Below are 12,225 nucleotides of genomic sequence, written 5' to 3'. Positions count from 1 at the left end.
TCACGTCCTTGACGGCCCCGTGGCTCAACTGGATAGAGCAGCCCCCTCCTAAGGGGCAGGTTGCAGGTTCGAATCCTGCCGGGGTCGCCAAAACTACCTGAAAAATATGGCTTATTTGCAAGGGGTTCTGTAGAAGCGTGCAGAAACGCCCGTTTCGTTTTCCGCCGATATCTCCAAAAACGACCGAAATCTCGTACAAAACCTGTACAAAATTCGTACGTCTGTGCGGCTTACGGGGCGTTCTCATGAGTTGGCGGCTGGCGAATGCTTGCGCGGAGCGGAAGTTCGGGAGTGCGACGCGCAAGCAGATCATCATGTTTCTGGCGGACAAGGCCTCTGATGATGGGTCGGGCATCTGGTGTTCGAAGGGGACAATCCAGCGGCACACTGAGCTGGGGGAGACGACGGTCAAGCGGACGATCCGGCACTTCCTGAAGGAAGGCATTCTGGTCGAGACCGGCGCGCGGGGCTGCAAGAACGGGTTCACGGTTGTTTACCGGATCGACCTGGCCCGGATCGAGGCGCTGGAACTGACCGCTGAACCCGACATTGAGACGGGGGCCACAGTGGACCCCCTCCAGACTGGACCCGGAACGGGGGCCACAGTGGCCGGGGTACCGGGGCCACCACGGCCCCCAAACCATCCTAAAACCACCCATAAACCTCCTACGCGCGAGCGCGAGGCGGTGGAGGATGAAGAAGCTAAGAAGTTATTGGCCGCTTATCCGCCCGACCGGTTGCGCGGGAAGGCTGAGTGTCTCGGTCAGATCAGGGACATCTTAGATGCCGGGACAGAGGTCGAGGACCTGGTGCAGGCCGTGAAGGCCTACGCAACCGAGAGCGCGGGGTTCACCCGGTCGAAAGTCTGTTTCTCCGACAACTGGTTCAAGTCTGGGAGATGGCGCGCCTACGTCGAGGGCATCGCTAAGGGCCGAGAAGAGACGAAGGCCAAGGAAGCCGAGATGCTGGCAGGCTTGGCGAATTGGGTCACGGATCGACATCCGCTTTGCCGCCACATCACGCCCGGCCAGATCGATGCGCTCTTGGCCTCCGAGCTGGTGACGCAGGCGCAAATTCAGGCGGCAGGCCTCGGATCATGAGCACCACCGATCCCACCGAAGCGCAAACAGCAAGGCGACCCATGTCATACGGCTGCGCCGATGACACGGGACCTTGCGAGGGGCGGCACGCCTCCCCTTCGAACCCCACCGCCGCGAGCATAGCCCCCGCCAAAGAGCCGCTGACCGAGACCTTTGTCTTCCGCTGCACAGCGTCCGAAAAGGCCCAGCTGCGCGCCAAGGCTGGGGCGGCTGGCCTGCCTGCCTCGACGCTCTTGCGTGAGGCACTTGGTCTGACCGAGGCGCGCCGCCGCAAGCCCGTGCCGCGCGCCGATCCGGCACTGGTTCTTGCGGTCGGGCGTATCGGCGGCAACCTCAACCAGATTGCCCGCTGGCTGAACCACACTAAAAAGGCGGGCCGCACTGACCTCGACACGCTGACCGTCGCGCGCCGCCTCGTGGTGATTGAACGCCAGCTCGCCGCGCTCCTCGATGAGGCGCGGCAGTGCTGATCAAGTTCTTCCCCAATGGCAACGGCGCGGGCGCAGGACCGGTCGGGTACCTCTTGGCAGAGCGCGTGCTGGCGTACGACGGCAACCGCGACCTGATCCACGATGCCGACAGCCAGTCCGTAACCGTCACCCGCGACCCACTGCCCGAGGTCCTGCGTGGCAACCCTCAGCGCACCGAAGCTCTGATCGACGCCAGCCGCCACCAATGGACCTACCGTGCAGGCGTCATCAGCTTTGCCGACAGCGACGACCCGACCGAAGATCAGCAGGCGGAGGTCATGGACGAGTTCGAGCGGCTGGCCTTCGCGGGGCTGGACCCCGAGCAATATGAGGTGCTCTGGGTCCGCCATCGCCACGAAGGCCGGGTCGAGCTGCACTTCTGCACCCCGCGCCTGGAGCTGACCACGGGCAAGAGCCTGAACATTGCGCCGCCTGGCTACCAAGACGCCTACGACAGCCTGCGCGACGTGATGAACCAGCGCCACGGCTGGGCTGATCCGATGGACGTCGACCGCGCGCAAGAGGTCCGCGACACCGTCGAGACCCCAACCCGTGCCCAAGGCAGGGACGAGCTGCACGCCTGGATACAGGACCAGATCGACATGGGCCTGATCACAGACCGTGTGAGCATGGTCGAGGCCCTCACCAACGAAGGCTTCGACCTGCCGCGCACCGGCAAGGCCTACATCACCGCACGCGACCCCGAGACCGGCGAACGCTGGCGGCTGAAAGGAGAGATTTTCCATGAAGACTGGCAAGCCGACCCGGTTGAGCGAGAAGCTGAACGCGGAGCTCGACACGATGCGCGCGGAACACGTCGCCTCGATCTCATCCCAGCTCAAGAGCTTCAGGATCGATTTGAAGAACATGGTGGGCGCCGCGCAGCATACCATCGCGAGCGATACGCGCCGGTTTCAGACCGAGACGGCGAGTATGTTCGAGACGCGGCTGAGATCGATCCGCCGCTGGCTGACGATCTCACCTTGGCTGATCGCGGGGATGGTGTTGACGGGGATCGCCTCGATGCTGGCAGCGAGCTTCTTCTGGACGGTCCATCTGACGCGCTCGGAACTGACGGAGATGGGCCTGACAAGGATCGAGCGGCCCGAGGGAACATGGCTGATCCTGGACCCGTCGAAGACGCGGCTCAGGGCCTGCACGATGGGCGAGAGACACGTCACCTGTATTCGGATCGAGGAGGACTAGATGACCCAGCTGACAGCCTTGGAACGCGACTTGCTCGCCTGCGTCGAGCGGTTGGTGACGGCCTCAGAGGCCTCCGCGAGAGATTTGACCGCCTTGGAGACACGCTCGACCGGCAGGATCGAGAAGGAACTGGCTGGCTTGAAAGACTGCGTGACCTTGCTCATTCGTTCACAGGCCGCATCCATGCAGGCCTTGAGCGGATTGCTGAACGACGAGGCGAGCTACAAGACGCTGAACGAGAGCTTGCAGCAGAGCTTGGCCTTAGCGAAAGCCGCCGCCGAGAGATTGAGGGACAGCTAGACAGCCAGGAGGCCCATGCGGAAAGAGGGTTGAGGCATTGAGGCGCAAGGCGATAGTTGGTCTCGCTGCCTGCCCCGCTTTGGCTGTCTTGTAACTACCAAATCCTGATTAAATTTTTCTGACGCGGGCATTCCCGCAGGATTATACGTGCAGTTGCCTTTTAAATTGAACAAAAGCGCACTATCGTCACTCGAAGGAATACAGATAGATCGAGTAATAATGCGTGAAATCAGCAATTTAGGCTTCTTGGCGGTTCTTTGCGTATTGGTTGTTCTCGGTAGCTTGACTGTCCCAAGTTGGCTGGGGCTACCTCCTAGTACCGATTTGACCCTACTAGGGTATGCTTTTTCGATACCGACTTTTTTGGTAATCTCGCTGTCGCTCGCGATACTGCTTATTCTCCTCGCAGTTGTTCTTGGCCTTCTTCGACCGGGTGGGCTGGAATCGACAGCTCGTGCAATTTCGGGGAAATCCGAGATTGCCGACGGAGCACTTGCACAAGAATCTGTTGCTGAAACTGGACCACTCAGTGGCGGACGAGCCGGGAAAACGTTTGATGAATTAGCCAAAATAATGGAGGGCTATTGCAGCGAAGCGAAAGCCTACTTAGGGGCTGAAAACTGTGATCCGGTCCTCGTTGATGGAATCGTTAAATGCGCACTCACAAACCTCCTCACGCTCACTCGCGGGGTGTTAACGGATGAAATTCCTAGGGGCGTTACATCAAATGTGATGATCTATGAACAAGACGGTGGACGGCTTTGCTTAATTGAGGCAACGGATTTTGTGAGCTACGATGCTGTAACCACAGATTGGGCCTTGGACGACCCAAGATTCAGCAATCCAGAAAGTCACCCTGGCATTGCAGCGCGATCATTTCTGCTGGGCCAGCCCGAGCTTGTTCAGTCAATGAACAATGAAAAGAAATTGAGGGATGAGCCTCTTCGAGGAATGGTTTCCATACCGCTAAAACCGCGCAGCGAATGCCGTGATAGAGATTTGGCAGTCGTGAACTTGAACTATTTTGTAGACGGCTTTGTTCCAGAGGAACTGACTACCGATCAACGTCGACGCATAACTACGCTCGTAAATGTTGCCGAGGAAGTTAACGAAGTCTACAGGCAATGGCTCAGAATGCGTGGGATGCTAAGTGCCCAAGACCCTACAGATTAAGAGATGTTTTCACTTTGGTGGGCCACTCTTTTAAGTGCAAACCATGCTGGGAAAATAGTGCAAAAGCTGTTCGTTCGTAGCCAATTCCAACACATCCCGAACTGACTTTTCCGCCTGATTTTCTCCTAATCGCATAAATGCTCGTCAACATATGCTGATGATTGTTGAATGACATACAGGCTACATCCTGTCCCAAGTAAGGTAGCTTCACACGAAGTTCGTGTTTGAGGTTGTCAATGAACGCCATTTCAGGGTCAATTTCGATTTTTTCTTTGAAGAACGGATCATCGGCGGTTTTAAGTTCAAACGAGAGGTCTAGCCTCCGGAACATCTCGATGCAGTCCAAAATTACCTTGACGCGCGAATTTTCGACCATGTCGTTGTCACCGAAGAAAACTATTTCTCGCATACGAAAAGAGTTCAGCCGGTCCAGACTGCCTCCATGGTCACTTTCGTGACGATGGCACATTCCCAAGGCTGTGAATGTTGCGCTTTCGTGATCAAGTTCCGTATTTTTCAAGGCCTCAAAGCAATGGTAACAGATTGTCGGCGACAAAGCCGCGCCTGAAGCTTCGACCATGTCGTCAAGCCGACGGATAGACTCTTCTTCAGAAATCAAACGAGGCCAGTCACTAATTTCGCTGTGCCAGCGAGATGTTATACGTGAAGTCAGCAAGGCTTGCTGTGGAAAGTTGCGAATACTAGCATTCTCAATCAAGCTTGAGATAGGCAAAAGGACTGGGAAACTCTGTGGTACCGCTCCTAGTTTAGAAGCCATTTCAGAGATTGCGTTGTCCAGTGCTTCAACCACTGAAAGGAAATCACCAGACAAGCCATAGTTGCCTGGATACGACTCCATGATTTGGCGAGTCTCGGTCAAGAAGGGTAATGGGTCCAAGCTGAAGCTTGAGCTTGAGCTTGATCGATGTACCTTATTTACTTTTTGCCAATCCATGGCCGCACCTTAGCACTCAGACAGATAAGGTCCAACTCGACTTTGCCAGGAAGCAAGCGCTGGCCTAAGTGAAAAAGCTGAAGTGCCTAGCGAGGATTGAACGGCAAGGTGCCTCAACTCGATCTCACGACTCGCTCTATGCAGCAACAAGCGGCTCGATGTCTGAGACATCAATCTCTCTGGCCACGCGCGCCATGTCATAGTTCGTCTGCAAGTTCACCCAATAGGCCGGAGTCGTGTTGAACACGCGGGCAAGACGCAGCGCTGTGTCAGGCGTGATGCCGGTCGTCCCCTTGATCAACCGCTCGATCCGCGCCCGAGGCACGCCCAGACGCCGCGCAAACGCGATTGCCCCCATCTCTAGGGGATCGAGGTAAAGCTCTTTCAGGACTTCACCGGGGTGCATCGGGTCTTCAAGTATGTTCATCTTCATGTCGTAAACCGCCTTCTCGATCGAACTGGCTCTGAAACTGGTACTTCTCGCCGCTCCAGTATCAAAACTAGGCCCTACTCAGCAGCCACAGCTGAATTGACGGATGCTTCTTCTAAGCAATCCTGGATTGCGCGAAACAGTGCGTAGGACATGATCGGAGATACGCTGTTGCCGATCATACGGAACGAATGCCAGATCGTATCGTGAAAAAAGTGTCTGTCTGGAAACCCCTGTAGGCGAGCGGCTTCGCGAACCGTAATCACGCGAGGCTCTTCAGGGTGCAGTGGTCGGACCGACTGAAAAGAACCGCGATCAGAACCAGTCCCTGCGCGAAGAGTCGGACACTGGCCTTCCCATGATAGCCGTGGATGGCGGCCTACTTTGTCAGTTTTTCCAGGTGGCACCTTTGCAAAGCGCTTCTTGACTGCGTCAGTGTGCTTTGTTCGGATATTTCCAGTAAATTTGCGATCTTCAGCGACTAGTCGCTTTGCATACGCAGAAAGACCCATTCCCGATGGAATTTCCCATGTGTCATCGTGCGCGGTGGTTGAAGATTTTTTAGCGGCTCCCAAGTCAATGATCGCGTCAGCGACGCTGGTCGGTGGCATTTTATAAGGAGCAAGGCGCTCTTCGCCGAACAAAATCTGCAGTTCCTTCCGAAAGCCGATAACAAACACACGTTCTCTTTTGGTTGCAGCACCAAAATCTGATGCATCCAAAACCATAGGTGCAGAGATGTTGAAGTTGTCTGATACATGCTCCAAAGCTCCAGACAGGACTTCTTTGGCTGCTCCCTGTTGAAGTCCAACCACGTTTTCCATCACAAAGAATGTTGGCCGAACCTCACTTACGATCCTGAAAAAATGTGACAAAAGCTCCCGTCTGGGGTCATCTTCGCGTCGTTTCCCGATCGAGCTGAAACCTTGACATGGTGGACCACCAACAATGCCTAGAATAGGGCCAGAGACTTCTTGAATGACATCTGTTGCTGTCAGCAACGAGACGTCCGCTTGAATTTGTTTAGTCGATGGAAAATTTCGGTGGTAGGATGAGGAAAGAACCGGGTCGTTGTCATAAGCTACAGCAACTGAGAACCCAGCGGCTTCAATACCGTGAGAGAATCCTCCACAACCTGAAAACAGTTCTACTATAGACACTTACGATCTTTCTTTCTTTGATATCGTATATTCTAGCCTAGTGTTCCTCATTTGTCGATCGTTCAGGTGCTAACCAGCTCAGACCTCAAGCGTCGCAAAGTTCGGTAGGTAGCGATAGAGCTTCACGAACGAATTCGCTTCTCGTTGGGGTATGTCGCCTTCGATCTGCAGGTCATGCCCCGCAGCCAAAGGAAGTTGCGTCTCCAGGTACCTGATCTCTTTGATTGTCAGCTTGGGAACCTCGATATCAACCAGTTCGTTGCCGTCTTTGAGGAAGTCCAGTTCGCCGAAGTGGCATCTTTCGAAATTTTCTCGCTCCGGTTCATCGTACAAGACCCCTACAATGGTGGTCATTGGCGCGTCGTCTTTGTAGCTGAACGAGACGATTGGATTGAAAAAGCACTTTGGGCCACCCTGACCATTACGCCGAGCGACAGCTTCTTCAATTTCAGACAAGATCATGCTCCTGCTCAGTTTGGCAAATCGTTTGCCAAGTAAGTCATCATCAGCGATTTTGTCAGCGACACGTTCACGTCCAAATGTAACCTTGAAACGCTCCAAAGCCGTCGGGCCATTCCGATCATCTTCAAAGGCGGTTACTTCGTCCGCCCGCCCGGCGTTTACTGAAATCGCAATTATCGAACCGGATCGGCACGAGCTGCCCACAAGACGTGCGTCAAGCAAAACGTCTACACTTAAGACGCCATCGTAATCCAGCCAGACGATTGATCGTTTGTTCCAATCGAGTTCGGGAAGTGCCTGTGTGGTAGGCTTGAATTTCATCTGGATATTGAACGGGCGATTGGCTTCGAACCGTGCCTTGCTGCCCGTCGCGCGCTCAATGGACACCATATCGGCTATCCCAAGGGATTTATGGTAGAGGGAAAAATCGGCAAACCACACGCTGCCTAGGCCAACGTATCTATATTCTTCAAGCGGTGCGAAGGCCGCGAGGCGTCGAAATAGCTCACCCATCATCTTGCGTTCAGCGTGCTTAGCAGGTCGCAAGGAATAGTTAATCTTCCGAAAACTACTCATTCGTCGGTGAACCTGGATAGCGTCAGATCGAACGATTTCTCCCCGACAGCTTTGGCTGATCGCACGCCCAATTCCTCCTGGAGAACTTCAACATCATCGACAGGGCGGGAGTACTGAATTTTCACATATTTGGGGCCTTTTTGAACACTGTCTCTAGCGGGTGCAGCGAAGACCGTTTTTTCCGAAAGGGTATCTGATTTCCGCAATGGCGTCTTTGCCACAAAGTCCAGCAGCGGGCTCTTTTCCCGTGTGTACTCGTCAATATCCCTGTCCAACTCGTTCAAGAAGTCGATTACGGGTCGCATCATCTGCTGCATTTTTTCAAAGGCTGCTTGCCATGCTGGGCTGTCTTGATCGATGTCATCCTTTGTGGTGTTCCAAGGGACTTGCGAGGAGTCGTCAGAGTCAAACCAAGCTACCCCTCTAAATCGAGCAAATTGATTATGGTATGCTGGAATTAGAAGCCTATTTTGCTGCTCCTCCATCAAGCCCCAACCGGTTACATTCCGTCGGTCAGCTTCAAGCACAACTCGTCCATTACAAATCACATACCACCCCGCTTCACGCGGGATAGAGGGACCGACTCCGGCAATAACTTTGACTTTCACCGGCGCTGCACCGTTATAGGTGAGTTCAAAAACATCAACGCCTGGCTTAAGTTGATCAGAAAACGACAAGCTCAGGTCAGTCGCATCTATTCGGTTGCCATTCACGCGGACATCTAGGCCTGCAGAAATGAACTGACGGTGTTTAGACTTGATCAACCCAACAATTGTGTTTTCGAAGTTCTGCGAACCAAATCGACTAGCCACTTCAGGGCGGAGTTGCCCTACAATGATATTTGTACCAGGCTTATTTGTTGCTACCTTTGCAGTGTCTGGTTCTGCCCACGGAAATGTCCACCCGGGTTCGGCTTCCCACGCTGCAACGTCAACTTCGACGGCCCATTGTTCGTCTGTCGTTGCCGAGTCTACACGAAAGTGTTTTCCGAACTTGAACAACGCCCTTTTCATACCGACGCCGAACTGGCCTATCGAATGCGGCGTAGATCGTGCGCCTGCAGCTCGACCAAATCGGAAAGCATAGTCGCGTGCTACCGCACGACTGAAGCCGCCACAGTTGTCCCAGATCACGAATTGATCAGATGAAAATGCGATCTCGATCCGTTTATTCGTGAAATCGTCAGATCCCTCAGATTCTCGTTTTGCGCCGTCAACGCTGTTATCCAACAGGTCCAACACCGCTTGCTCCAACGCAATGTCTCGAACAAGCATATCTACAAAAAAGGTTTTTGTCGGCTCCGCATTGATCTCTTGTTCTTCGTTCGCCATCAAATCATCTCGCACTTTCCGCTGAGGGGTGAACCGGTTTTCTTGCTAGTCAAATTCATAGAGCATCCGTTCAATCCGGTGGTTGATGAACGCAAGTACCGCGATAGCGCTCACCAGAAAGAAGACCACAATGCCTGATATCGCCGTGGACAAGATTTGCCCAGCGTCGAACAATGAATAAGCACCTGATTGTACTGGAAAAAGGGAAAACCTAGCAAACCCAAACAGATATATTGCACACATTGCCGCAAAGACCGCTATCAATGGCCGCATAGGATCAGTGGTCATGCGCAAAACGCGCTCAAGTGTAATGCGCCTATGCTTTGTCCAGTTGTCGCTTGGTACTTGCATTTTGCTACTCCCTTACGAGTTCTATCCAAGTATGAACGTCATCATCCGTTACGTCTCGCCCCTCGACATGTGACTGGTACCATCGTGCAACGATGGCTCCACGCTTCTCACTTCTGATTTTGATGCCAGCCTGTTCTACGTACTGATCGAGCGAGGCTTCGATCCGTTTCAACGCATCGAAATCATGACCGACGCGGATCGATTTCGTGCCAAGCAGCAACCAAGCAACGTCGACTTCGTATCGGCCGTGCATCTTGATCAGCGCCTCCACTGGAATGCCTCGCTTGCCCTTTTCATAGCTATGATATGCCCGATGTGAGACGCCAATCGCTTCCGCCATCGCGGCCTGTGAAACGCCAATTTCGCTACGCGAGATGGCTAGGCGTGCACCTACTTCCGCGAATATATCAGCATCTTCTTGCGCCATTCCGACTTCCCAATTGACGAAAGCGCAATTTTGTATAAATATCGCACAAAATGACGCACATTTCCGTTTTGATCCATCTGATCACGTCAGAAGGTTCCAAACAAGCGATTCTATGCGTACGCAAGATTCAACTCAGGTGGACAAGGATGACTGAAATGGCAGAGACCGACAAATCAGACAGCTCGCAAATCCTGGGGCTTGGTAAGACGCCTGCCCAATGGGTCGAAGTTATGTCCGGCATGGGCATTGACATCTCCGAGCGCACGCTGCGGGAGCGGGCCAACGACACCGGCGCATTCTACCGCTTGGGGCGCACTATGCTCATCACACCCGCGCAGATCGACAAGATTTTTGAAGGAGGCCAGGCATGCCGCTCCAAATCTACAAGAGGGGTCGCTTCTTCTGGGCTAAGGGCTGGGTCGAGTACAACGGCAGGCCAATCGCAGGCCCATACCGGCGAAGCACTAAGGCATCTACAGAAGCGGGCGCACGGGACTGGATAAATCGCGAGACCGAGCTTCAAATACGCCGCCATGTCGTTGGCGATGAGCCGAGCAAGACGTTCTCGGATGCGATTATGCTCTACAATGCTTCCCCCAAGACCGCGAAGCAGCTCATCCCCATTGTCGAGGAGATTGGCGACATGCCCTTAGGCGCGATCTCTGGTGCGCTTCTGAAGGGACTTGGCCCTAAACTTAAACCGAAGGCATCGACCGACACGTGGTGGCGCGAGATCGTGACGCCGGCGAGTGCGGTCATCAACAACGCGCACGAGCTGGAAGGGACGCCGCTCATTCGAGTGAAGCCCTACGACAAATTCGAGCGCATTGCCCAGGACAAGCGCCGGGGGAAGCTCAGCCGGGTTGAACGCAAGCCCGCTGACAAGGAATGGATTGAAGCGTTTTGCCGAGCCGCCGATCTCTACAACGCCGCTTTGGTCCGGTTCATGTTCGAGACGGCGGCGCGGATCGATCAGGCTGTCTCGATTGAGCCTGACGATCTGCGTCCCGCCGAGAACAAGGTCAGGGTGAAGGCGCAGAAAGGACATCCGGAAAGCTGGATCACCGTTTCGCCCCAGATGATGGACGAGCTGCTGGCATTGCCACCAAAACGTCCCAAGAATCGAAAGACTGGAAAGTTCATGAAGCCGCGTGTTTTCGGTTATGGGAGCTCAACAGGCTACAACACGCGTTGGAAGACGATCTGCAAGAGCGCAGGCATCCCGTACCTCTCGGCGCACCCTGCCGGACGGCATGGGTTCTTCACCGAATTGGTAGTCCGGCAAGGCGTCGATCCGGTAACAGCAGCCAAGGCTGGGCGCTGGTCTGACCCCAATTTGCCCATGCGTATCTACGCCCACGCAGAGACTGATGAGGCCGATGTCAGGGCCCGTTTTCGTACAAACCACGTACAAGCGGCCACTGTACAAACACCCAAGAGCAAGAAATCACAGAAGGAATAGCGCTATGAACGGTTCCCTCCTAAGGGGCAGGTTGCAGGTTCGAATCCTGCCGGGGTCGCCACCTTGCGATAGTCTTGCCCCCTGAATCCATTAGCTTCGTCTCGCGCAGGCTAGCGCTCGGCCGCCTGAACGTTGTGATGGCCGCGGGCTACGCGAAGGTCCCTCCTCGCGAGAGGCGAGGAGGGCGGGTGTTAGCCATTACGGCGGGGGCAATGGCCCCCAGGCTCAAGCCTGCCGTCAAGGACGCGTGTTACGGCAGCAGGACCTGATCAATCACGTGGATGACGCCATTAGAAGCCTCGATATCAGCCTGGATCACGGTGGCTCCGTTTACCGTCACGCCGTTGCGACCGTCCACATGGAGGGTTTTGCCGTTGACGGTTTCAGGGCTCAGGCGCAGGCCAGCAAGGTCAGCCGCGCGCACTTCGGCGGGCAGAACGTGGTACGTCAGAATGGACACAAGCTGGTCCTTGTTCTCAGGACGCAGCAACGTCTCAACGGTCCCCGCTGGCAACGCGGCAAAGGCGGCATCGGTGGGCGCGAAGACTGTGAACGGACCATCCGATTTCAGCGTGCCCACAAGATCGGCGGCGCTCACGGCGGCCACCAGGGTCTCAAACGTTCCGGCAGACTGAGCCACATCGACGATATCGGGCGCGGATGGCGCTGTGCTGACGCAGCCCGAAAGGGCCAGTCCCGCGGCCAGAAGCCCTGCTTTGAAGAATGTGGTAACGGTCATGGGTCTCTCCATCTCATGGCGTGTGATAATGTCCCACGTATCCCGGCGCGACACTTCGTCCAGTCCTGATGCCATTTTCCCGT

12 protein-coding genes and 1 tRNA gene are annotated in these 12,225 nt (G+C 54.9%); 6 read left to right on the top strand and 7 right to left on the bottom strand.

Annotation, left to right across the window (positions count from 1 at the left end; translation table 11 throughout):
- Positions 1 to 13: 13 nt before the first annotated feature.
- The 5 genes from K5R33_RS10775 (at position 14) to K5R33_RS10755 (ending at position 4,249) form a co-directional block, all read left to right on the top strand.
- Positions 14 to 90: transfer RNA gene (locus tag K5R33_RS10775), tRNA-Arg, on the top strand.
- Between the two features lie 155 nt (positions 91 to 245).
- Positions 246 to 1,100, top strand: coding sequence for a hypothetical protein (locus tag K5R33_RS10770; RefSeq protein WP_220749027.1), 855 nt, complete (start codon positions 246 to 248; stop codon positions 1,098 to 1,100).
- Positions 1,097 to 1,570 carry a plasmid mobilization protein gene (locus tag K5R33_RS10765; protein WP_255588443.1) on the top strand — a complete coding sequence of 158 codons (474 nt, stop codon included), beginning with the start codon at positions 1,097 to 1,099 and terminating at the stop codon, positions 1,568 to 1,570. The genes K5R33_RS10770 and K5R33_RS10765 overlap by 4 nt, the downstream gene beginning before the upstream one ends.
- The gene (locus K5R33_RS10760; protein WP_220749026.1) at positions 1,564 to 3,117 is read left to right on the top strand and encodes a relaxase/mobilization nuclease domain-containing protein; all 1,554 of its coding nucleotides are present in this window, start codon (positions 1,564 to 1,566) and stop codon (positions 3,115 to 3,117) included. Before K5R33_RS10765 ends, K5R33_RS10760 begins: the two co-directional genes overlap by 7 nt.
- A 178-nt stretch (positions 3,118 to 3,295) precedes the next feature.
- Positions 3,296 to 4,249, top strand: coding sequence for a hypothetical protein (locus K5R33_RS10755; RefSeq protein WP_220749025.1), 954 nt, complete (start codon positions 3,296 to 3,298; stop codon positions 4,247 to 4,249).
- Here the strand turns inward: K5R33_RS10755 and K5R33_RS10750 are convergent.
- The 6 genes from K5R33_RS10750 to K5R33_RS10725 form a co-directional block, all read right to left on the bottom strand.
- The gene (locus K5R33_RS10750) at positions 4,239 to 5,204 is read right to left on the bottom strand and encodes a class-II aminoacyl-tRNA synthetase family protein (RefSeq protein WP_220749024.1); all 966 of its coding nucleotides are present in this window, start codon (positions 5,202 to 5,204) and stop codon (positions 4,239 to 4,241) included. The two genes, K5R33_RS10755 and K5R33_RS10750, sit on opposite strands and share 11 nt — an antisense overlap.
- Positions 5,205 to 5,340: 136 nt before the next feature.
- On the bottom strand, positions 5,341 to 5,631 hold the full coding sequence (locus tag K5R33_RS10745) for a HigA family addiction module antitoxin (protein ID WP_220749023.1): 291 nt from the start codon (positions 5,629 to 5,631) through the stop codon (positions 5,341 to 5,343).
- 80 nt (positions 5,632 to 5,711) lie between these two features.
- Positions 5,712 to 6,794 (bottom strand): DNA cytosine methyltransferase, encoded by a 1,083-nt coding sequence (locus K5R33_RS10740; protein WP_220749022.1) that lies wholly within the window; start codon positions 6,792 to 6,794, stop codon positions 5,712 to 5,714.
- 78 nt (positions 6,795 to 6,872) lie between these two features.
- The gene (locus K5R33_RS10735) at positions 6,873 to 7,832 is read right to left on the bottom strand and encodes an O-methyltransferase (protein ID WP_220749021.1); all 960 of its coding nucleotides are present in this window, start codon (positions 7,830 to 7,832) and stop codon (positions 6,873 to 6,875) included.
- Positions 7,829 to 9,163, bottom strand: a complete 1,335-nt coding sequence (locus K5R33_RS10730; RefSeq protein WP_220749020.1) for an ATP-binding protein — start codon at positions 9,161 to 9,163, stop codon at positions 7,829 to 7,831. Before K5R33_RS10730 ends, K5R33_RS10735 begins: the two co-directional genes overlap by 4 nt.
- 355 nt (positions 9,164 to 9,518) lie before the next feature.
- A complete protein-coding gene (locus K5R33_RS10725; protein WP_220749019.1) occupies positions 9,519 to 9,941 on the bottom strand; it encodes a helix-turn-helix domain-containing protein in 423 nt (140 codons plus the stop codon).
- Positions 9,942 to 10,308: 367 nt separating this feature from the next.
- On the opposite strand from K5R33_RS10725, the gene K5R33_RS10720 reads away from it, so the two are divergent.
- The gene (locus tag K5R33_RS10720) at positions 10,309 to 11,403 is read left to right on the top strand and encodes a tyrosine-type recombinase/integrase (RefSeq protein ID WP_220749018.1); all 1,095 of its coding nucleotides are present in this window, start codon (positions 10,309 to 10,311) and stop codon (positions 11,401 to 11,403) included.
- A 250-nt stretch (positions 11,404 to 11,653) separates the two neighbouring features.
- Here the strand turns inward: K5R33_RS10720 and K5R33_RS10715 are convergent, their stop codons facing one another.
- Entirely contained in the window at positions 11,654 to 12,142 is a 489-nt protein-coding gene (locus K5R33_RS10715) for a fasciclin domain-containing protein (RefSeq protein WP_220749017.1), read from the bottom strand.
- Positions 12,143 to 12,225: the final 83 nt, after the last annotated feature.

Origin of the sequence: Jannaschia pagri, assembly GCF_019655435.1 — a bacterium.
Classification (GTDB): domain Bacteria; phylum Pseudomonadota; class Alphaproteobacteria; order Rhodobacterales; family Rhodobacteraceae; genus Jannaschia; species Jannaschia pagri.
Note: the sequence above shows the minus strand (reverse complement) of the source record. Positions and strands in the feature narration are given on the sequence as shown.